We start from the raw sequence: 20,880 nt of genomic DNA on the forward strand, positions 1-20,880 counted from the left end.
CACCGTGAAGGAGGGAGGCAAGGACTGTCATGGCGCAGGGATATTCCATCAACATCGGTTTGAACGCGGTGGATCCGAAGCACTACGCGGGCTGGGATGGCCAGTTGCAGGCGTGCGAAGCGGACGCCGAGGACATGATCAGCATCGCGAAGGCGCAGGAGTTCAGCCGCATCCGCCCCTTCCTCACCCGGGACGCCACGCGCGCGAAGGTGCTCGCGGAGCTGGGCGAGGCGGCGTCGGTGCTCCAGGCGGGCGACCTGCTGCTGCTCACCTACTCGGGGCACGGCGGCCAGCTCCCCGACCTGAACGGGGACGAGGACGACGGCCTGGATGAGACGTGGTGTCTGTACGACGGGGAGCTCGTCGACGACGAGATCTACCAGGCGATGGGGAAGCTCAAGGCGGGCGTGCGGGTCTTCATGCTCTCCGACAGTTGCCACAGCGGCTCGGTGAGCAGCGTGGCCTACGCGGCCCTGCGCGCCAGCGGCAGCCTGCAACTGCTGGCGGACTCGCTGCGGAGCACGGAGCACACGGAGCGGCGCTTCAAGGAGATGCCCCTGGGCATCGAGCACCGCACGTACCGCGACAACAAGGCGATGTACGACGCCATCCTGAAGGGCTTGCCCAAGGACGACCCCAGGCTGACGCTCAAGGCCACGGTGCTGCTCATCTCGGGCTGCCAGGACAACCAGCTCTCCAGCGACGGCGTGCACAACGGCCTCTTCACGGCCAACCTGCTGCGCGTGTGGAACGGGGGGAAGTTCAAGGCCAGCTACCCGACCTTCCACCGCCGCATCCTGCGCACCATGCCGCCCATCCAGTCTCCGGCGTACTCCGTCGTCGGGGTCCCCAGCCGCGAGTTCGAGCAGCAGGTGCCATTCCACGTCAAATGACGCGGGGGAGGGGCCTCAGCCGCGCGCGAACACGGCCGGCTCCGGCGCGTCGCTCCACAGCAGCTCCAGCGCCTTGCCGGTCAGCCGTGCGCGCAAGGACTCATGGCCCTCCACGGAGAACAGCCCCTCCGCCGTCAGGGGCGTGAGCCGGGCGGGAGGCCGGCCTCCACGGCGGAGCCACAGCGCGCCGTCGCGCCAGGACACCTCGTTCGGCCCGAAGCGGCCAGCCAGGGGCTTGAGGGCCCGCGGCGGGACGGAGACCGGATGCAGTCCGGCCTCGACCGTCGTCTGCGCCCAGGCGTATCCGGAGCGGAGCGCCGGAGCGAGGCCGGGGTTCGCCAGCAGCTTCTTCAAGGCGCGGGACTGCGCGACCTCCAGGGCCTGCCCGGGAGGTGTCTCCACGTCCGGAGCAATGCCCACGCCCTCCCAGTTCGTCTGGCTGACCGCGTGGACCGGGTGCCCACGCGAGACGCTGAGCACGAAGCAGGGGGCGACGGGCACGAGCGCGTTGTTGTTGGCGGCCCCCGCGGTCCTGGCGCCGATCAGCTCCCCCAGCTTGAGCTGCTGGACGTGATAGGCGAACTCCTCCGCCGCTGAGGCCACGCGCGGGTTGATCAGCACGTACAGGGGCTTGCCCATCAACCTCCCGGCGGGGAGGTGCTCCAGCGTCCTGGACTGCTCGGGAGGCTGGGAGCCCGAGACAAAGGTCAACAGCGGCACGTCCCCATCGAGGAAGTGGCTGACCAGGTAGCGCACCGCCGCGTGGGCGCCCCCGCCGTTGTCCCGCAGGTCGATGATGATCGCGTCCCCGTCCTTCAGGAACCGCAGGGCGTCGTCATAGGCCGTGCCGGTCTCGTCCTGGACCCAGTGGAACCCGGAGACCTTCAGGTAGCGCACGTTGCCCGGCAGCACGCGCAGCTCCGTGAGGCCGTGGTGCTCGCGCAGGGCCCGCTGGCGCCAGTACGCGTCGGTCTCCGTCTCCCGCGCCCTGGGCGCCTTCGCGGCGGCGTACCGCGCGGCGTCGTTCACCAGGTACAGGTGCCGGTCCTTGCTGGCCTCCGTCAGGTCGGCGCTGACGCGCTCGGCGAACTCCGCTGGAGAGTCGACGGTATAGCGGCCCGCCTTCCGCTCCCGCTCCAGACGCTCGACCAGCGCCGCGCGCTGCTCCGGGAAGACGTAGGTTCGCTGGAGCTCCGCCTGGATGGAGGACAGCGCCGCGTCGCGCTCCGCGGCGGTGAGCCGCGCTGGGGCCGTGGCGGCGCCACTGGCGGGAGGTTGCGCGAAGGAGGGCAGGGGGCTCGCGACGAGCCACAGGGCGGTCGCCGCGAGGAGCAGGCGGTCAGCGCTTGGACTCATGGGGCGCTCCTGGTGCGTCTGGGTCTTCGAGGTGCAGCAGGTCACCCACCCGCGCGCGCAGGCCGCGGTGGTCGAGCGCGCGCTCCAATCCATTCAGCTCGGCGAGCAGTCGGGGCGCTCCTTCGTCGAGGAGCGCCGTGGCCGCGGTCTGGATGGCGGCCCAGAGCGGCGCGAGCTTCGCGGCGGTCTTGCGGCCGTGCGCGGTGAGCTTCAAGCGCTGCCTCCGGCCGTCCACGGGGTCGGCCTCGCCGGTGATGAGCCGCTCGCGCTCCAGCGCCGTGCGCACCTGACTGACGGCCGCGTGCGTGACGCCCAGCCGCTCCGCCAGCTCTCCCACCGTCAGCGGGCCGTGGTCCCGGAGGGACGTGAAGACCGCGTACCAGCGCGGCTCGAAGCGCACGCCCGCCGCCTGGTAGATGGCGTGGACGTCGCGGTCCATCCGCTCCACCACCCGCCGCAGCCGCGAGCCAAGCGCGCCCGTTCCCTGCTTCGCGACGTCATCCATGAACTCCGTTATTGCTTACGGATATTGTCGCCGTCAAGCCGGGGAGGTTGGAGCGCGCGGCGTCAGGGGAGAGACGGACCGGAGGCCAGGGAGCGATGAGGCTTCACGCCCCACCGCTCCCTTCCTGTCAACGGCGCGTCCTAGTCCTTCGTGCAGACGACGTCGTCGACCTGGAGGTGGTCGCGGTCGGCGACGCTGCGGCTGGGGTAGAAGAACAGGCGCCAGTCGCGCACGTTGCCGGTGAAGCGGAAGAACACCGGCTGCCACTCATCGCTGTCCACGGTGAGGAAGTCCGTCTGCGGGCTCCAGCCGCCGCTCGAGTAGCTGCGGTGGCGGATGCTGCCGTGGCCGCGCACGCGGTACGAGCAGGAGTAGTTGCCCGTCGGCACGTTGAACTTCTCGGTCGTGAAGCGCTCCGCGATCTGGATGGGCACCACGAACTGCAGCGCCGAGGAACCGCCGTGCACCGCGCTCGTGTAGCGCGCGAGGCGCGAGGGCTTGATCTCCGTGCCCGGGTCCGTGATGCCGTTGTCCAGGCCGTACCAGTAATCCGGCACGTAGTTGTTCCCGTAGTAGGGGATGGGGCGGGTGCTCCAGTTCTCGAAGCCGCCGTTGCGGATGATGTTCGCGGAGTGGTCGGCCGCGACGCAGCGGCGGGTGGCCGGGTCGCAGGCGGGCAGGGCGCCGCGGCAGTCATACGTCGTGAAGCAGGCGCCTTCGGCCAGCTCGCACACGCCCGTGGTGGGGTTGCAGCTCGTCGCCGGGTTGCTGCACGTGACGCCGGCGCAAGGGTCGCCCTCCACGCAGAGGTGCGAGGCGGTGTCGCAGACCGGCGTCTCCGGGGTCCCCGCGCAATCCGCGTGGCGGACGCAGCGGTCCGCCGCGGTCACGCAGGTGTGGGTCGCGTCGCAGGCCTGCCACTCGCTGCAGTCCATGGCGTCGTCGCAGCGGCCGGAGAGCGGCTGGCAGGTCACGGTGGCGTTGTCGCACCGCGCCCAGGCCTCGCAGCTCACCGCATCGCAGGGCTCGGGGGTGCGCACGCAGCGGACGTTGTCGATGAGCACGTGCTCGCCGCTGGTGTTCCGGACGCTGAAGATGAGCTCGAAGGTGTCGAAGACGGCGTTGGCCAGGTTGAAGTTGTAGCTCACCTGCGTCCACGTCTGCGTATTGAGGGAGGTGTAGGACGAGTAGCTGGAGTAGTCGGTGCCGAACCAGGCGTTGCGGACGTCACCGGTGCCCCGCGCCCGGTAGGTGCAGGAGTAGCGGCCCGCGGCCATGGACTTCGCCACGGTGGTGAAGCGCTTGTGCGTGCTCGACGTGTTGATCAGCCGGGCCGCGTTCAAGCCCTCGTAGGGCTGTGACGTGACCTTCTGCACGACCTCTTCGATGTTCGTCGTGCTCCCGGACCACCGCGCGGGAAGCGCCCCGGGCCACTCCTCGAAGCCCCCGTTGTCGATGACGTTCACCTCGGTGGGCACGCCGGCGTCGGTCGGCTCGGTGCCGGCGTCGGTCGGCTCGGAGCCAGCGTCCGGAGTCCCGGTGCCCGAGTCCGGCGTCTCCGTGCCGGAGTCCGGCGTCTCCGTGCCCGCATCCGGCGTCTCCGTGCCAGAGTCAGGAGTCTCGGTGCCGGAGTCAGGAGTCTCGGTGCCAGAGTCAGGCGTCTCCGTGCCGGAGTCAGGAGTCTCGGTGCCTGCGTCGGGCACCGGCTCGCCCGAGTCGGGCGTCTCGACGCCCGCGTCCGGCCGGGTCTGCCCGGCATCGGGGGTCTCCGCGGGATTCGAATCACCGCCGCACGCGACGGCCAACACCAACAGCGAAGTCAGACACACTCGAAACAACGTCAACGCGAGCCTCCGGTTCCAGAACTGGATCTTTCGTACCACACTGTACCGGAGAGCCATCACCCGCAGGGGCTCAGCGGCCTCTGGCGGGGGCCTGCTCCACGCCGGACCGTGCCCCTCCCATCGCCGGGGAGTGCTCCCAGCGGCCCTCCCCGGGTTTATTGACCCTCGTCAATGCGGGGGAGTGCGTCCCCTCCCTACTCTCGAGGCCACAACGTCGCTGAACGTCCTGGAGCCCTCGCGATGCGCATCACCCGCCTTCACTCCCGCGCCCTGGGAAGCCTCTTCCTCCTCCCGTTCTTCGCCTACGGCATCGGCACCGCGCTCGTCACGGCCGTCCTGAAGGACCCGGAGCAACTGGCCGCACAGCGGTCCCTGTTCGTCGGGGGCGCGCTGCTGCTCCTGTTGAACTCCATCCTGGTCGTCGGAATCGGCGTGCTGTTCTTTCCCATCCTCCGGCAACGGAGCCCGGGCATCGCCGTCGCGTACGTCTGCACGCGGGTGATGGAGGCGCTGACCCTCACCGTCGGAGTGGTGTTCCTGCTGTGCATCCTCCAGCTCGGAGAATCCGCACCGCCGGAGCGGGCGACGCTGCTCAACCTCCTCTCGAAGGGGAACTTCTGGGCATACCAGCTCGCGATGATCCTCCTGGGAGCTGGCAGCGTGGCGTTCTGCCTGTCGCTGTACCGCGCCCGGCTTCTTCCCGCGTGGCTCCCGCTGCTGGGCGCGGTGGGCTACGGGCTCCTGGCGCTGGGGGCCGTGCTCGAGCTCTTCGGGCTGCCGTGGGGCATCCTCTTCTCCGGACCCGGCGGCCTGTTCGAGCTGCTGCTCGGAGGCTGGCTCATCACGAAAGGGTTCCGGACGGTCACGCCTTCCGTCGCGGCGTAGCCGGCTGGCCACGCGTGGCGAGCCGCTTGCGGATCCGGCTCAGCGACTCGGGCTTCACGCCGATGTAGCTGGCCAGTTGGTACTGCGGGATCCGCTGGAGGAGGCCCGGCCGCGTCTTCGAGAGCTTGAGGTAGCGCTGCTCCGGCGTATCCCTGAGATAGGACGCGAACCACTCCTGCTGTTCCGCCAGGACCTTCTGCATCACCTGGCGGGAGATGCTCTCGAAGCGGGGGAAGCGCCGATACAGGTCCCCTTCGCGTTGCTCGGTGCCCACCACCACCGTGGTGTCTTCCGCGCAGACCCAGAAGTGATCCGCCGGGGTCTGGTTCATCATGCTGTGAATCGAGAGGACCCAGTCGTCCTCGGTGAAGAACCCGTTGCTCCGCTCCTCACCGTCGACGATGGCGTACTGGCGCACGCAGCCCTGGAGGACGAAGTAGGCCTCGGTGGAGACCTGCCCCGCCATGAGCAGGTGCGTACCCTTCGGACAGCGCTTCACCGCCATGCTGTCCAGGATGGCCCTGGCTTCCTCGTCCGACAGAGGAGCGATGCGGCGGAAGTAGTCGACGAGCCTGTTCTTCAAGGGAAGCACCACGCGGCCTCAGGGACTGCCCAGCAGCTCCAGCGCGGAGGTCGTCAGCAGGGTGACGCCGGTGCGCAGCGCGCGCTCGCGGTCCGGCGCGTAGAGGGCGGAGTGCGGGGAGGGCAGTGCCTCCTCCGTGCCCTTGGCCTCGGCGAAGCGCTTGGGCTCGGTGATGCCCAGCCACAGCATCACCGAGGGCACGCCCGCGCGGCCGTACTCGGAGAAGTCCTCTCCGCCCATGACGGACGGCGTCTCGCTGAGGTTCTTCTCGCCCAGCGCCTTGCCCACCGCGTCCACCAGCCGCTTCGTGAGCGCCGGGTCATTGAAGGTGGCGGGCGTGCCTTCGGTGACGTTGACGTCGGGCGGGCGGGGCGCTCCGGACGCCATCGCCTCCGCCCTGGCGATGCGCTCGATGCCGGCCAGCAGCGCCTTGCGCACCTCCGGCTTGTATGTGCGCACCGTGAGCTGCAGGCGCACCTCGTCCGGGATGATGTTGTGCTTGGTGCCACCGTGGATGGAGCCCACCGTGATCACCGCCGGCTCCAGCGGGCTCTTCTCCCGGCTGACGAGCGTCTGCAGCGAGAGGACGGTTCGGGCCGCCATCACCACCGGGTCCACGGTGGTGTGCGGGTACGCACCGTGCCCGCCCTTGCCGTAGAGGGTGACGTCCACCGAGTCCACGCTCGCCAGCGCATAGCCGGGGGTGAACCGCACCGTCCCCGCCGCGGCGGTGGCCACGGTGTGCATGGCCACGGCGAAGTCCGGCTTGGGGAAGCGCTTGAACAGGCCGTCCGCCAGCATCTGCCGGGCCCCCGCACCAATCTCCTCGGCCGGCTGCCCCACCAGCATCAGCGTGCCGCGCCACCGGTCCTTCGTCCGCGCCAGCAGCGTGGCCGTGCCCATCCATGACGTCATGTGCACGTCGTGCCCGCACGCGTGCATCACCGCGACCTCCGTCCCGCTTCCATCCCTCGCCTTCGTCTTGCTGGCGTAGGGCAGCCCCGTCTTCTCCTCCACCGGCAGCCCGTCCAGGTCCGTGCGCAGCATCACCGTGGGCCCCTTGCCGTTGCGCAACAGGGCCACCACGCCGTGACCGCCCACCTTCGGGGTCACCTCGAAGCCGAGCTTGCGCAGGCGCTCGGCCAGCTTCGCCGCCGTCTTCTCCTCCTGGAGTGACAGCTCGGGCGTCTGGTGAAGGTCGCGGTAGAGCGCGTCCAGTTCGGGGTACAGCGCGTCCAGGCCCGCGAGGACCGGGGGAGGGGGCGCCGCCGCGAGCACGGGGCCGCCGGGCGCCGTCAGGCAGGCGAAGAGCAGGGGAAGCAGGGGGAGCGTTTTCACCAGGGAGCCTCCTGACCGTCAGGGCACCTCCCACTACAGCACGTCTTGCGCGGAGCTTCGCGCGGGAAGCCCCTCAAGCGAAGGCGGCGCTGCGCAGCACCATCACGTCGGCGAAGTCGTGGCGCCGCGGCTCGAGACGCAGCGCCCCCTGCGACACCTGCTCGAGGAAGTGCTCGCCGTAGTCGTGGCGGGGGCCCGAGGCGTACACGGTGATGTCCCGCTTCCGCGCGACGTCCCCGAGCATCCGGGCCACCGCGTGCGCCACCTCTCCCCAGAAGGGGAAGTAGAGATAGAACGCGGTGCCGTCGGACATGTCCACGTCGCGGACATCCGCGTGGATGAACTCCAGGTTGGGCAGCGCGAAACGTTGGCTGTTGCGGCGCGCGGACTCGACGTACGTCTGTCCATACTCCACGCCCTTGACCCGCGCGGAGGAACTCGCGGCGACGGTGATGGCGAACTTCCCGTTGCCACAGCCGAGGTCGTAGACCGTGTCGCGCGGCCCCGGACTCGTGATGGAGAGGAAGTCGGAGATGCGCTGGGCCCGCGAGGCCAGGTTCACCTGCCCGAACGGGGGGCGGTCCAGGCCGGTGGTGATGCGGGAGATGCGCAGCAGGCCCTCGAGCCAGTCATCCGCCGCCGTGCTCGCGCGGCCCGTGGCTTCGATGAAGCCGAGCCCCTCCCACTGCTCCCGGAAGCGCGCCGGTGAGAGGAGCCCTGTTCGAAGCTGCTGGGCGACATCATCTCCGGCCGCATCCAAGGCCTCGGTCACCCGGAGTGCCCGCGCCTGCAGCGCGGCCCAGAGCGCCTGAAGCTCCGGACGGGCCCGCACATCGAGCAGGAGCAGCTCCGGCTCCACGTTCTCCTGCACGAAGGAGAACCGCTCCAGGAGCTCCCACTGCGCGCCAAGTCCCAACGTCCGCAAATCGCTCGTGGCCAGGAGCGCCTCGGCGCGCTCGACCCACCAGGGAGGGGCAGGTGGGACGGGGGCGGAGGAGGGCATGGGGCGTCACGGTATCAGATCGCCAGGGGTGTGGCCGGCGCGAGGGGTTGCGAGTCCTTCCTGTCATGCAGGGAGAATCCATCCGGAGCGCCCCCATGGCCGGTGTGACCTCGCGCACCTCTAAGGTCGCATGGCTGCTGTGCCTCACAGTGTGGGGGCTGACAGGCTGTGTCGAGCAGCGGGACGCCGAGGTGCTCCCCGATCCCGGCACCTCCACGGGGAGCGCCTGTGAGGGCGTCGCCCCCCGCACGCTAGAAGAAGTCTACGCGGCGCACTTCGCCGCGGACCGCCCCACCGGTTGCACGGTCGGGTGCCACGACACCGGCGCGGGCGGCCTGACGTTCCGTGACGCGCGCGAGCTGTGGCAGGCGACCGTGCAGCGGCCCTCGGTTGGCGACTCCTCGCTCCTGCTCGTGGAGCCCGGCCACCCGGAGCGCAGCCGCCTGTCCCTCAAGCTTCAGCCGGACGCGCAGGGACGCATGCCCCAGGGCGGCCCGTACCTGGACACCGCCGCGCAGCGGGACGTCGCCGGGTGGATCTGCGCCGGTGCGCCGGAGCCGTCCACCTCCGTCACGGATGGCGGCGTGCCCACCCGCCCGGTTCCCACGCTCGACACCCTCACGCCCTCCACCGTGCAGGAGGGGGTGGGCGAGGTGGTGCTCTCCGTGGGAGGCGGTGGCTTCGTGGATGAAAGTCAGGTGGAGCTGGACGGCGTCGCCCTGGCCACGACCCATGACGGTCCGCAGCGGATGGAGGTCCGCGTGGCGGCGTCCGTGACGGCGCGGGCCGGCACGCACCAGGTGCGCGTCGTCACCCCTGCGCCAGGGGGCGGCGTCAGCGCCAGCCGCGACTTCACCGTCACCGCGGCGGGCGTGGTGCTCCCCACGGTGTCCTCGCTGTCACCCTGCGGCACGGTGGCGGGCTCGGGGACGTTCACCCTCACCGTGAAGGGGATGAACTTCAAGGAGGGCGCGAGCCTCTCCTTCAACGGCACGACGGTGGCGGCGACCTTCATCAGCGCAAGCGAGCTGCGCGCCTCCATTCCCGCGGCGCTGGTGGCCTCCGCGCCTGGCGGCAACGCCGCCACCGTCACCGTCGTCCACCCGGCGCCGGGCCGGGAGACGTCCGCGCCCGTGACGTTCGGCGTGGCCAGCAAGGTGTCCACGCTGGCGTCGGACGTGCAACCCATCTTCACGGCGACCTGCGCCACCAGCGGCTGTCATGCGACCGCCTCCACGCCGGTGAACCTCACCGCCGGCAACGCCTACAACGAGCTCGTCGGCGTCCCCACCAGCAGCAAGGGGTGTGGTCAGCGGCTGCGAGTGCAGGCCTGTGGCCCGCTGCGCGCGCAGAGCTTCCTCATCGACAAGATCCTCGCGACCAACAGCAGCCCCGCGTGCTCCGGAAGCGCCATGCCCAAGGGAAGCCCCCTGTCGGCCGCGCAGAAGCAGGCCATCATCGACTGGGTCGCCCAGGGCGCGCCCCGGTAGGGACCGCCGCGAGCGAGGGGGCAGCAGGGATGCGCTTGCACCAGGGGGCCTCCTGACGGTCAGGGAGCCCCCACCGTGCTCGGACGCGGCCTCCATTCGAGTCGTGGCCGAAGGGGGGACCCATGTCCACGAGCAACCTTCCGAGCGAGGTCGAGCTCATCTACGAGCTCATGCCCTGCAACGCCATGCGCTCGGCGCAGGAGCCTCTCCGGCCGCCCCATCCCTGCGCCTACTTCCGTCAGTGGGGGAGCTGAAGACGCTCCAGGGGCGCTATCGTGAGCAGTTCGCCCAGGAACCGCGCTGAGGCACGGCGCCGTGCTCACCCATGCCGGGTGGAGCGCCGCGAGCGGTTGCTCAGCCCCGGGCGGCCGGCGGCGGCATGGCGGGCGCGGTGCGCTGCCACGCCTCCAGCTCCTGCACGCGCCCCAGCCAGGCCCGGAGGTTCGCGTAGCCTTCGACGGGCAGGCGCGCCGGGGCCGCGAGGGCGAACGACGCGGCGAGCGAGAGGTCCGCGAGCGTCAGGCGCTCCTGCGCGACCCACGTCCTGCCCGCCAGGTGCGAGTCCAGCACGGGCGCCGTCTGCGCGAAGAGGGCCTCGCCGCGCGCGACCTCGGCGGGGTCCGGCGGCCCGCGGCCGGTGCGCTGCTTCACGAAGTTCTCCTGGACGAGCACGGTGTTCGCCGGGGCCATGTGGGCCGAGCACCAGAACAGCCAGCGGTTCACGTCGGCGCGGCCCTGCGCGTCCGTCGGGAGCAGGGTCTGCCCCGGGGTCTTCTCCGCGAGGTACACCATGATGGCGCGCGACTCCCAGAGCACGAAGCCGCCGTCGTCCAGGACGGGGACGCGCCCGTTGGGGTTGATGCCCAGGTACGACGCCTCGCGCTGCTTGCCCGTGGTGAGGTCCACCACGATGCGCTCGAGGGGAAGGTCGAGGTGGGCGGCCACGAGCAGCACGCGGCGCGAGTTTCCGGACAGGGGGTGGAAGTAGAGCTTCAAGACGGACCTCCAGGTCAGCACGGGTGGATGAGGAAGTCCTATCCCCCCGGCGTGACAAGGGTCTGTCAGGTATCGTCAGGGACTCTGTCCGCGTGCCACCCCCCAGCCCGTCCCGCGCGGCAGGTGCCTACGGCGCGCTCGTGGGGGCCGAGTAGTGCACCGGGGGCGACTCACCCGGGAAGGTGGGGATCCGCTCGATGAACTGCTCATCCACGAAGCACCAGGCCCAGTCCTCTCCGGGCTCGAACGATTTGATGACCGGGTGGGCGCTTTCGTGGAAGTGCCGGGTCGCGTGGCGTGACGGCGAGTCGTCGCAGCAGCCCACGTGTCCGCAGGTCAGGCACATCCGGAGATGAAGCCAGTCCCCTCCGTCCTTCAGACACTCCGCGCAACCGTGGCCGCTGGGGTGGATGGGAGCCGTCCGGTGATGCTCGGTCGCTTCCAGGTGGGGACATGCCTTCTTCATGGCTCGCGCTCCGCGTCGGGGCCTCCGTCCGAGGGCCTCATGGTGTCGAACATGGGGATGCGAGAGGGCTGGCCGCAACGCGCGTGGGGCCGTGTCGGTCGCGGGGCGGGCGCCCGGCTCGCCGCTCGTGGTGCTCGGCGGGCCGGGGGGCCGAGCACTTCGCGCTGCTTCACGTAGAAGACTTCGTTCTGGATCTTCCGGATGCTGGTGTTGCGCCGGATGATGTCGGACAGCCGCGTCGTCTTCTAATCTCTTCAGTCCCTGCGCATGTCGAGGTGCGGGATGCCGTCCTCGTCATAGATGTCGCTCACGGCCACGAAGCCGAAGCCCTCGTAGAAGCGCTGCAAGTAGGCCTGCGCCCCGATGCGCACGGGCGCGCCCGGAAAGCGCTCGGAGAGGAAATGCAGGCCGCGCTCGACCAGGTCGCGGCCCTGCCGCTGCCCGCGCAGCGCCGGCGCGGTGACGACGCGGCCAAGGCTCGCCTCGGGGAACTTGAGGCCGGGCGGCAGTGCCCGCAGGTAGGCACCCAACTGTCCCGTGCCCGGGACGCACCCGAGCAGGTGGAAGCACGCGGCGTCCAGGCCGTCCGCATCGAGATAGAGGCTCTTCTGCTCCACCACGAAGACTTCGGAGCGCAGCGCGAGCAGCCGGTACAGCTCCTCGAGCGTGAGCTCGTTGAAGCGCTTCCACTGCCAGTCGAGAGGAGAGGAGGCCATGGTGTCCGGTCACCTTAACGCGAGCGGGCCCCGAGGTGTGCGCCGGGCAGGCGGGTGAAGGCGCGCCTCGCGGCGACGAGCTGCATGTCCGGGCGGCTGCGCAGCTTGAAGAACTGCGCGAACAGGTATCGCTCCGATGCTCGTGGACAAGCGCCCCCGGCGGGCCAACCAGCGTCGCCGGTTGGAGCAGGCGGGCTATCAGGTACTCCCCATCGAGAAGCTCGACAACGGCGGCTGGCTGTCAAAGCCCTTGGCCAGGGCGGGAAACTCCGCGCTGTCTGGCAATTGGGATGACGTCAAATACTTCTCGGACCTGGAGCGGCTGCTGTATCTCGACTTCGTCGGGGGCATCCACTTGGATGTCGACATCGCGCTCTGTGACATCGACCTCCAGGACACCATCGAAGCGTTCCGGAAGGCCATCGACAAGTACGACGGCTTCCTCGGCGGCATGTCGCTCTCCCGCACCCTGCTCTTCGGCAGGGCGAAGGGGGCAATCTGGACCAGGCTCTGAGGTAGGGGGGAACTCGGGGGACGGATGCTAGTGGCGGAATGTCCGGGAACTCAATACCCCAACAGGGTGATGGTCCTGCACGTCAAGGACGCGATACGTCACCGAAGGACGGACGGACAGCTCTCCTGGCAGGCCCGTGAACCCAGATAACCGTGCTTCGCTTCCGCGCTGGTCCATGGATGCGGACCGACTGTGCATTGCGTTGACCCTCTTGACTCCCGAGTTAGCCGAACGGGTCCGGTTACGAAGGGATGACTGGAACGCCAAGGGGTGGCTTGACGGTCAGCGGCTGTGCTTCAGCCAGCAGCAATGGCTTGCACTGGGTCGTCCAGGGGAGGGGGGCTTCGAAGCGGAGGAGCGTGAATACGCACGTGAGGAATGGGCTTCGACGCAGCACCTGCTGATGGACCTGCTGGGGATCCATCAGCAATCCCTCCGCTGGGAGGTCGTGGGAATCCCAGGAGGCGCCGGTGCCCGTTACAAGGTCCGCGTCGACGGCGAGCCCATCTCCGCCACGGGACAGCTCTTTCCCTGGACGGTCAGCCCGCCAGAAGGAACGCCGCTCCCTCTGACGCCCACGGCGGCTTGGGCATGCTCCGAGGCTCACCGCGCGACACATGCCTCGACGCAGGAGCAACTGTCCGTGGTCGTCCGGCTGCGAGGAGTGCTGGAGGATGTATCAGGGCTGCTTGGAAACCGCATCCCATTCGCGCCCTCTGGCTTTCTCAAGACCTTCGAGCCTCGCGCGGTGAGTCGCTTGGGATTGCGTTGGGAGCATGACGACGACCTCACGGAGGTTGTCTCCCTTCGCCCCTACGCCGTCTTCGCGGATGGGACGCGCGCGGACTTCCCCCTGTCCTCGGTACGCCCCGGCGGCATCGCGGGAGAAGACGCTCGGCGCCCCCTCCTGCTTCCTGAACACACGGACGAGGTACTGGCCAGGGCCCGTCCCCTTCAGCGACGCCTCATGGCCGACGTCACGCGCGAGATGGCGGACCCGTCACATCTCATCCCAGAGGGGAGAGACCTTGACGCGAGTCTGGAACTCTCGGAGTACTCGCCCCGGGTGGCGGGCTTCGAACTCCTCCGGGGACGCCAGCCGGGCGAAGGCCGCAACGCCACCGGGTTGGAGTGGTTCGAACCGTTGTCTTCCTCCGAGTCCTTCTCCCTGAACCTCCACGTCGACGGGACGGACAAGCGCCTCCAGTTGAACTCGCGTGAAGCTGCGCTGGAGCTCTTGGGCCGGAACGATGCGGCGCTGGCCAGCGCCACCCCCACCCCCCTGAACGTGGGCGGACAGCAGGTGCCCCCAAGTGAGGCGCTGGGGCGTCAGCTCCGGATCGCGCTTGGCCTTTCAGCACCTGCCGGGGAGGTGGACGAGGAGGCACTCGACGCCCCCCCCCAGCCTGGGGGCCGCCTCGGAGCCATCGTCCGCGACGTGGAAGATTCGTCGTCCGCGGACCCAGGGGCGGACGACGCACCACCCGTGCCATGGGAGATGCTGGAGCAAGCCTTCCGTCCAGGCGTGTCTCTCAAGACACATCAGAAGGAGGGACTCGAGTGGCTGTGGCGCCATGCTGTTTCTGGAAGCCCCGGCATCCTGCTCGCAGATGACATGGGCCTTGGAAAGACATTGCAGGTCGCGTGCTTCCTGACCTTGAGCCGGCTCATTGCGAGAAGCAACGCCCGGCCCCTGCTGGTGGTCTGTCCCACCATCCTGTTGGACAACTGGAAGCAGGAGCTGAACCGCTTCTTCCGGGAAGACCTCTGGCAGTCCGCATTCATCCTTCACGGGAATGAACTCCAGGCCGTGAAACGCGAGGACGGACTCAATACCGAATTCCTCTCGCTGCGGACGCTGATCATCACCAACTACGAAACGCTGGGGGCGTATCAGCGCTCGCTGTTGAAGGTGGACTTCGACGTCGTCGTCTTCGACGAGGCCCATCTGCTAAAGAATCCGGACACGCTGCGCTCGCGTGCCGCCCGGGCTCTCAAGCGCAATTTCGCCGTCGCGCTGACGGGCACGCCGGTGGAGAACGAGCTGTTCGACGTCTGGGCCATCTACGACGCCATCCAGTTCCGTGCGCCACGGGTCTTCGGCCCTCGTGCCGCTTTCCGGGAGGAACATGACGGAGAGCATGGTGCATCCACCCTGCGGGCGCGGCTGAAGTATCCGTCCAGGGACAGCACGCTGATGCGTCGAGAGAAGGCCGAGGCGCTCAAGGACCTGCCGGAGAAGCGGTATCACAGCCATCTGGTGGAGATGACGGCGCTCCAGGAGGAGCAGGAGCGGCTCATCGCCCGGCAGGCTCCGAAGCGTGGCGCGTTATGGGCACTGTCCGCGCTTCAGAAGCTTTATCAGCACCCGGCGCTTCTGGCGGACTCACGCGGGCTCTCCGCCGCCACCGCGCTCGAGGAGAGCCCTAAGACCCGCCTTTGCCTGGAATTGCTCGCACGGGTGGAGGCCGCGTCAAGCGGCGTGCACGCGGAGAAGGCCCTGGTGTTTGTCCTCTCCCGCGCAATGCAGGAGCTGCTGTCGGCGCTCATCAAGGAACGCTTCCGCCTGACGGATGTCCCCATCATTAACGGGGAGCCAGAGAGCCGACGTTCGGCCCTGAAATCCATTGACGCGTTTTCCCAGGCGAAAGGCTTTCAAGTCCTCCTGCTGAGTCCGCTCGCCGCAGGCGCAGGGCTCAACATCGTCGCGGCCAACCACGTCATCCATTACGGGCGTTGGTGGAATCCCGCCAAGGAGGACCAGGCCACGGACCGGGCCCACCGCATCGGGCAGGTCCGGCCCGTCCACGTCCACTATCCGCTGCTGCACCGGCAGGGACGTCCCGAGGCTGGCTTCGACATGCGGCTTCACGAACTCGTGGAGCGCAAGCGTTCGCTGGCACGCGACTTCCTGGCGCCCGTTCCGGATGAGGCACGGCAGTACTCAGGTGTGTTTCAAGAGGGGGAAGGCTGAGCCATGTCCATCATCATGCATGCCTTGCAGGACGAGTCCCTGCGCATTCCGCTGCTCATCATCGCGCTGTTGGCGCTCCTGTCCCTGGGCGCGGTGGTCGTCCGCTGGTGGCGCTTGCGCCAGGCCATCCAGACGCTGGAGCAGAAGCTGGAGCCGTTGCTGACGGGACGTCTCCTGGAGCCGGGCAGCCGCGACGAAAGCCGCGCCCTGTGGCGGGCCGTGCGCGAGCAACTTGTCTTCCCTCCCGGGAAGCAGGAGGTCCCAGGGCCCGTCCTCATGCGTTCGTCGCCGTCACGCGAGCTGCGTGAGACCTGCCGCGCGTTGTTTCGCCACTCCCTGGGGCATGGAGTCGGCCGGAACCTGACGGGCATCGCGCTGGTGATGACCTTCGGCCTGCTGGGCGTCGTGCTGGTGGGTCCCGTCCAGGAGGCGCTCACCACCACGGGGGGCGGCCATTCCCAATCGGACCTGCTCTCCCAGGCCATCGGGAAGATGGGGGCCAAGTTCTTCATCTCCGCGACGGGCCTGGTGGGAACGCTGCTCTTCCAGATGGTTGCATTCTCCTTCGAACGCAGGCTCCTGGGGCAGATGGATGCGATGCGCCTGGGCTTCGAGAAGTACACCAGGACCCTCGACGCGCACGAAATCGCCCTGGCCTCGGCGCGTGGGGAGTCGCTGGGCTCGCTGAAGGCAGAACTGGTCCAGACCCGGAGGGAACTCGCCGAACAACTTTCACAGCTCGAAAGCGTGAATGTGTCGATCCAGGGGATTGGCACGGAGGTTCAGGCCCACTTCGGGAAGATGATGAAGGAGGAGGTCGGGGACGTCATCACGCGGCAGTTGAGCGCGGTGGAGAAGGCGGTGCGCGACATCGCCACGGACCTCCAGCGCTCCATCTCCACGAACTTCACCGCGTCGCTGCAATTGGAGATGGCGAGCATCAAGGCGCACCTGGACGGCATCCAGCAGGCGCTGGTCGGGCAGCAGGAACACGACCTGGGACGGATCCTCGAGCAGCTCCGCGACACGGTGTCCGGCGGGTTCCACACACAGTCCCAGGACATGGCCCGGCAGATGGCGGGGCTGGCGGCGGTCCTCCCTCAGTTGGAGAAGCAACTCGATGCGATGACGCAGATGCTGGGCAGTCAGGCGCGGCAGTGGGGCAGCGAGAACCAGCGCGCCGTGGAGGCCCTGGGCGCGAAGGTGTCCGAGCTGGTGGGGAGTTTCGACGGCGTTCGGGACAACATGGAGAAGGCGGTCGCTCAGGTGCTGAGGAGCACCACCACCGCCTCCGTCGACCTGGGACGGCAGAACCAGCAGATCATCGATCAGTTGGCGGGCAGCGTCTCCAACATCGTGGGCAGCTTCCAGGGGGTGCTTACGCAAATGGGCACCAGTTCCGACCAGATGGTGCGTGCCGCGGCGACGGTGTCCCGGGACATGCACTTGAGCGCAGCGGATCAGTCCAACGCCCTGCACAGCCAACTGGAAGAGCTTCGGAACCTGTCCAAGTCCGACGTGGGCCACTTCCAGGCCCGTGCCGCGGAGTTCGCCAGTGCCATGAAGGAAACGCAGGACAGCCTGCGCGTCGTGACGAAGCAGCTCAACGAGACCGTGGACAGGCTGGCGACCGCGTCACGAAGCGCCGGTGAGTCCCATCACAAGGCAGGGGCGGTCTCCGAGAAGATGGAGGGCGTCGCGCAACGACTCATCGACACAGCCCGGTCCTTCCATCAGTTGTCCCAGGAACGTCTGGGGGTGGTGAAGCAGGAGGAGACGCTCCTGAACGCCCAGCGCGAGGCCCTGGAGCGCGTGACGCCGGTGCTCAACGGCTTGACGCGGACCTATGAGGAATCCGTAAGCAAGCAGGTCCAATTGTTGAGCAGCCAATGGACGCAGGTCGTGAGCAAGGTCGACTCCGCGCTAAACCGCTCCTCGAATGAGTTCTTCCAGGGCGTCGAGGAGTTGTCGGACGCAGTGAATCAGCTCAGGGATTCATTGAAGCAGCAGGTGCGGCGATGAGCCCGGGAGGAGAGGGCAGTGACCGCTCACTCGCGGACCTGATGGCGGGTGTGGCGGTGGTCTTCCTGCTGCTCGCGGTCATCTTCATCCTGGACGCGCGCCAGCAGCGCGAGGAGGCCATCCGTGAGAAGGAGGTGGCCATTGGCAAGGTGGATTCACAGAAGGATGGCGTGCAGGCGTCACTGGTGGCGCTGAGAGCGGAGTTGGTGACCCTGGACACCGATCTGGATGGTGGCTTCATCGAGATGAGTGGGCTGGATGGCGGGGTCAATGCGCTGGAGATCGAATTCAAGAACCTCCAGTTCGGTCTGGGGGAATGCCGCACGCCTCCGGAGTACGTGCAACAGTTCCGCCAGGGCGCGGTGCCGCTCATCGAACGCGTCTGTGCGGCGGTGGACGCAATGCGCGACGCGGGCGCCGAGCCGTCCATTATCCTGGAAGGACACACGGACGACCGTCCCTTCCTGGGCACAAGCGGCGAGTGTGGCGTCCGCAATGGCGTGGCGCGGTTCAGTTTCGAGAACAACGTCCGTGCAAGCGCCTCCCGTGCGCAGGAGGTGTTCTTCACTGTGAGAGATCAGCTTCCGGCCGCCAGCTACGCGCGCACCTGCCTGGATGCGAATTTCGTGGTTTCGGGACGAGGGCAGACCGCGCCCAGGAACGGGACGGAGGGGGGTGACCCCGCCAACCGGCGGCTGGTGCTTCGTGTTCGCGGCGACCTGCGCCTGTGATTGGGGACTCAATGGGGCTGGATGACTGGCTTGACGAAGTGGGGGCGCGGCAGAAGGTCGTCCTGGCCGCGTTCGGGACCTTCCAGCAGCAGGTGGAGGAGGGGATGCATCAGCTCGTCCTCCGCGCAGAGTCCGTCCAGCAGCGTGCGGACGAACTCGAGCCGGGACGGCTTGCCCGTTTGCGGCAGGTGCTGGATGTCGGGGCCGTGCTGGCGAAGGTGACGGCCCAGGATTTCGATGGGCTGAGCCGCAGGGAGCGGCGCGCGGTGCCGGGTTTGTGGCGGGAGGTGGGCCTGGAGCACATGACTTGGTTTCTCACGCGCAGCCCCGACAGCGTGCCGCGACTGGTACGGCAGCGCCTCCGGGACTGGAGCGCGTCCGAGGATGCCGCCACTCAGCGGAAATGGGCCCAGTTGGTAGGGCGGCGCGTCGAGGACAAACGCGTGCTGAGATGGGCGTTGCCGATGTCCGTCGAGGCGGCATTGGGAGCCGAGGGCCCCAGCACGTTGGCACGCCATTGGGGGGACCACGCACTCGCGGAAGTGGTGGGGATGCTTCGGAACTCCGGCATCAAGGAGACCAGTCCCTACGCTGGTCATGTCATCGCGGAGTACCTGGAGGGACGCCTCCAGACGCGTCAGGACCTGTCCCAGGCGATGGCCTTCCTCGTGGACGACCCTCTGGGCCGCTCCTGGATGCCGCACAGGAACGTGGACGGCGTCGCGGTGTCGGCGCCAATGGAAGCCCGTATCGCAGTCATCTCCAAGGTCCTGGAGTGCCGGCTGGCCGGACGAATGGCGCCAGCCGTCCTCACCCGGCTGGAGGAGCGGTTGATTGCCAGGGACGGTGTTTTCGATGATCCCCGGCACATGACGCTGACCCAGGCGTGGCAGTCGGTCCGTGCCCGCGCCCCAGATGCCTTCGACGCGTTCCTGTCCGCGCTCATCCAACAGGATCTGGAGTTCTTCTTCGAACGCGCGATGAACGAGCAGGACCGGCGGCGGTTCTGGTTGAATTATCTGGGCTCCATTCGGAGGACGACCTGCTGGCTGGCGTCCGAGACGTATGACGCACTGAGGGCTCGGCTCGCGAACCTGCCCGCGGAGCAGCAGGCCGCGTTTCGGCGGGCCCGACGACTCCCGAGGGGAAAGATCAGTGCGTTTGTGTTGTCGTTCGAGAGGTACGTGGCCGTGGAGTTTTCCGACAAGGGCAACGCCACGTACGTCTATGAGCATCGACGGCTGGCGCAAATGCTCAACGGCCAGCCGGTGGAACACCACAATGACCTCAAGGACACGCAAGAGACCCATTGTGAGAAGCGGTTGACCCATCTTCCTGGGTGGGAACTCCGCTTCGAACAGGAACTTCTGGAGCTGGGAATCGCTCAGGCCCGACCCGTGGTGCGCAGGGCCCGGTGACGCCCGGCACGTGGCAGGTTATGGCTCCTCACCAGGTGCCGTCGACGGTCTTCATCATGGGAATGCAGAGCGCGGGGGGCGCTACCATGGTCCTCCGCGCAGGCTGAATACAGCGCGTCTCCCGTCGCCGTTCGGAGTTGACAGCCACCCTCCGCTGACGGAACACGGGGCATGATCGAGCTCCCCGAGCGCGCCGCGATGCTGGACTACCAGCGATACATCCACGACCTGGAGTCGCTGCACGGCTGGCTCCAGCAGGACCTGGTCCTCAACTGCTTCCGGATGGGCGAGGAGGTGGGCGAACTCTTCAAGGCGGTGCGCCAGTACGAGAAGAAGTCCTCCGAGGCGACGGCTCGCGAGCACGTGGGGGAGGAGCTGGTGGACGTGCTCAACTACCTCCTGGCCATCGCCAACCGCGCGGGCGTGGACCTGGAGCAGGCCTTCCGGGAGAAGAACGCGCGCAACCAGCAGCGCACCTGGTGATGAAGCCGGCTCACGGCCGGCCCCGCACGAAGTCCACGAAGGCCTTGAGCACGGGTGGCCGGTGTCCGCGGCTCGGGTCGTAGAGAAAGAAGCCGGAGTAGGCGGCACCAGGGCTACAGCACGTGCACCAGACGTCCCTGGTCGATGAGAGACTGCACCTGCGACTCGAAGAGATGCGCCAGCCCCAGGTCCGCGAGCGCGGCCTCCAGGATCTCCATCTGGTCGCTCAGGGCCAGCGAGCCGCGTGTCTCCACCTCCAGCTCCTTGCCGGTGGAGGGCCGGAGCGAAGCCCTTCAAGACGAACTGGCCCCGCTGGGCATCCAGGTCACGGTGGTGGAGCCCGGCTACTCCCGCACTGACTTCCTGGACGCGGCGTCCCTGATGGTCACCCTGGCGAAGATGGAACAGCCGCCACTTCGCCTGGCTCTGGAGGAGAAGAATGCCTTCGTCGCCCGGGAACTGGCCCCCCCCCGCGCCCTCTCCCTGGCCACGGACTTCACTTGAGGTCCATACGGCGCGAACGACAACCTCTTCGCGCCGGAGCGAGCCAGACGGGAAATCGAAGCGTGCTTCGGCAGCGGCGCGCTCGCGAGCGCTGGCGTTCTGAGCCCGGAGCGCGCTTCCTGTCTCATGGAGTCATGCGCCCGGTGTATTGTTCGTGCA

General features: G+C 68.3%; 21 protein-coding genes. 11 read left to right on the plus strand and 10 right to left on the minus strand.

Translation table 11 applies throughout. The annotated features are described in order from the left end of the window. Positions 1-29: 29 nt before the first annotated feature. On the plus strand, positions 30-893 hold the full coding sequence (locus K8612_RS24865; protein WP_223764111.1) for a caspase family protein: 864 nt from the start codon (positions 30-32) through the stop codon (positions 891-893). 15 nt (positions 894-908) lie between these two features. Here K8612_RS24865 and K8612_RS24870 read toward each other — a convergent pair whose 3' ends face one another. The 3 genes from K8612_RS24870 to K8612_RS24880 all read right to left on the minus strand — a co-directional run bounded on the left by K8612_RS24870 (position 909) and on the right by K8612_RS24880 (position 4,598). Then, entirely contained in the window at positions 909-2,249 is a 1,341-nt protein-coding gene (locus K8612_RS24870; RefSeq protein ID WP_223764112.1) for a S41 family peptidase, read from the minus strand. Continuing rightward, positions 2,233-2,754: a MarR family winged helix-turn-helix transcriptional regulator gene (locus tag K8612_RS24875; protein WP_223764113.1), complete on the minus strand. Its 522-nt coding sequence runs from the start codon at positions 2,752-2,754 to the stop codon at positions 2,233-2,235. Before K8612_RS24875 ends, K8612_RS24870 begins: the two co-directional genes overlap by 17 nt. A gap of 140 nt (positions 2,755-2,894) precedes the next feature. Next, a complete protein-coding gene (locus K8612_RS24880) occupies positions 2,895-4,598 on the minus strand; it encodes an invertase recombinase-like protein (RefSeq protein ID WP_223764114.1) in 1,704 nt (567 codons plus the stop codon). Positions 4,599-4,838: 240 nt separating this feature from the next. On the opposite strand from K8612_RS24880, the gene K8612_RS24885 reads away from it, so the two are divergent. After that, positions 4,839-5,483: a DUF4386 domain-containing protein gene (locus K8612_RS24885; protein ID WP_223764115.1), complete on the plus strand. Its 645-nt coding sequence runs from the start codon at positions 4,839-4,841 to the stop codon at positions 5,481-5,483. Here the strand turns inward: K8612_RS24885 and K8612_RS24890 are convergent. From K8612_RS24890 to K8612_RS24900, 3 genes are all read right to left on the minus strand, one after another. Then, positions 5,461-6,066: a Crp/Fnr family transcriptional regulator gene (locus K8612_RS24890; RefSeq protein WP_223764116.1), complete on the minus strand. Its 606-nt coding sequence runs from the start codon at positions 6,064-6,066 to the stop codon at positions 5,461-5,463. The two genes, K8612_RS24885 and K8612_RS24890, sit on opposite strands and share 23 nt — an antisense overlap. A gap of 18 nt (positions 6,067-6,084) precedes the next feature. Further along, the gene (locus tag K8612_RS24895) at positions 6,085-7,404 is read right to left on the minus strand and encodes an amidohydrolase (RefSeq protein WP_223742740.1); all 1,320 of its coding nucleotides are present in this window, start codon (positions 7,402-7,404) and stop codon (positions 6,085-6,087) included. Between the two features lie 73 nt (positions 7,405-7,477). Next, positions 7,478-8,407, minus strand: coding sequence for a methyltransferase domain-containing protein (locus tag K8612_RS24900; protein ID WP_223764117.1), 930 nt, complete (start codon positions 8,405-8,407; stop codon positions 7,478-7,480). Between the two features lie 191 nt (positions 8,408-8,598). On the opposite strand from K8612_RS24900, the gene K8612_RS39630 reads away from it, so the two are divergent. Together K8612_RS39630 and K8612_RS39005 are read left to right on the plus strand one after the other, a co-directional pair. Continuing rightward, positions 8,599-9,897 carry an IPT/TIG domain-containing protein gene (locus K8612_RS39630; protein WP_223764118.1) on the plus strand — a complete coding sequence of 433 codons (1,299 nt, stop codon included), beginning with the start codon at positions 8,599-8,601 and terminating at the stop codon, positions 9,895-9,897. A gap of 122 nt (positions 9,898-10,019) precedes the next feature. Then, positions 10,020-10,151 carry a hypothetical protein gene (locus K8612_RS39005; RefSeq protein WP_255672128.1) on the plus strand — a complete coding sequence of 44 codons (132 nt, stop codon included), beginning with the start codon at positions 10,020-10,022 and terminating at the stop codon, positions 10,149-10,151. Between the two features lie 100 nt (positions 10,152-10,251). On the opposite strand, the gene K8612_RS24910 is transcribed toward K8612_RS39005, so the two are convergent. The 3 genes from K8612_RS24910 to K8612_RS24920 all read right to left on the minus strand — a co-directional run bounded on the left by K8612_RS24910 (position 10,252) and on the right by K8612_RS24920 (position 12,075). After that, on the minus strand, positions 10,252-10,893 hold the full coding sequence (locus tag K8612_RS24910; protein ID WP_223742737.1) for a glutathione S-transferase family protein: 642 nt from the start codon (positions 10,891-10,893) through the stop codon (positions 10,252-10,254). A 127-nt stretch (positions 10,894-11,020) separates the two neighbouring features. Beyond that, the gene (locus K8612_RS24915; RefSeq protein WP_223764120.1) at positions 11,021-11,359 is read right to left on the minus strand and encodes a UBP-type zinc finger domain-containing protein; all 339 of its coding nucleotides are present in this window, start codon (positions 11,357-11,359) and stop codon (positions 11,021-11,023) included. A 254-nt stretch (positions 11,360-11,613) separates the two neighbouring features. Next, entirely contained in the window at positions 11,614-12,075 is a 462-nt protein-coding gene (locus tag K8612_RS24920; protein ID WP_223764121.1) for a GNAT family N-acetyltransferase, read from the minus strand. A gap of 136 nt (positions 12,076-12,211) precedes the next feature. Between K8612_RS24920 and K8612_RS24925 the strand changes: the two genes are divergently transcribed. The 6 genes from K8612_RS24925 (at position 12,212) to K8612_RS24950 (ending at position 20,217) form a co-directional block, all read left to right on the plus strand. Next, positions 12,212-12,589, plus strand: coding sequence for a hypothetical protein (locus K8612_RS24925; RefSeq protein ID WP_223764122.1), 378 nt, complete (start codon positions 12,212-12,214; stop codon positions 12,587-12,589). A gap of 136 nt (positions 12,590-12,725) precedes the next feature. After that, a complete protein-coding gene (locus K8612_RS24930) occupies positions 12,726-15,563 on the plus strand; it encodes a DEAD/DEAH box helicase (protein WP_223764123.1) in 2,838 nt (945 codons plus the stop codon). A gap of 3 nt (positions 15,564-15,566) precedes the next feature. Next, positions 15,567-17,585 (plus strand): hypothetical protein, encoded by a 2,019-nt coding sequence (locus K8612_RS24935; protein ID WP_223764124.1) that lies wholly within the window; start codon positions 15,567-15,569, stop codon positions 17,583-17,585. Further along, positions 17,582-18,316 (plus strand): hypothetical protein, encoded by a 735-nt coding sequence (locus K8612_RS24940; protein ID WP_223764125.1) that lies wholly within the window; start codon positions 17,582-17,584, stop codon positions 18,314-18,316. Before K8612_RS24935 ends, K8612_RS24940 begins: the two co-directional genes overlap by 4 nt. 11 nt (positions 18,317-18,327) lie before the next feature. Then, positions 18,328-19,734 (plus strand): EH signature domain-containing protein, encoded by a 1,407-nt coding sequence (locus K8612_RS24945; protein ID WP_223764126.1) that lies wholly within the window; start codon positions 18,328-18,330, stop codon positions 19,732-19,734. A 171-nt stretch (positions 19,735-19,905) separates the two neighbouring features. Then, positions 19,906-20,217: a MazG nucleotide pyrophosphohydrolase domain-containing protein gene (locus K8612_RS24950; protein WP_223764127.1), complete on the plus strand. Its 312-nt coding sequence runs from the start codon at positions 19,906-19,908 to the stop codon at positions 20,215-20,217. A 113-nt stretch (positions 20,218-20,330) separates the two neighbouring features. Here the strand turns inward: K8612_RS24950 and K8612_RS24955 are convergent, their stop codons facing one another. After that, on the minus strand, positions 20,331-20,471 hold the full coding sequence (locus K8612_RS24955; RefSeq protein ID WP_223764128.1) for a hypothetical protein: 141 nt from the start codon (positions 20,469-20,471) through the stop codon (positions 20,331-20,333). 16 nt (positions 20,472-20,487) lie between these two features. Between K8612_RS24955 and K8612_RS24960 the strand changes: the two genes are divergently transcribed. Further along, on the plus strand, positions 20,488-20,721 hold the full coding sequence (locus tag K8612_RS24960; RefSeq protein WP_223764129.1) for a hypothetical protein: 234 nt from the start codon (positions 20,488-20,490) through the stop codon (positions 20,719-20,721). Positions 20,722-20,880 lie beyond the last annotated feature (159 nt).

The sequence above is a fragment of the Corallococcus sp. AS-1-6 genome (assembly GCF_020037015.1).
Lineage (GTDB): Bacteria > Myxococcota > Myxococcia > Myxococcales > Myxococcaceae > Corallococcus.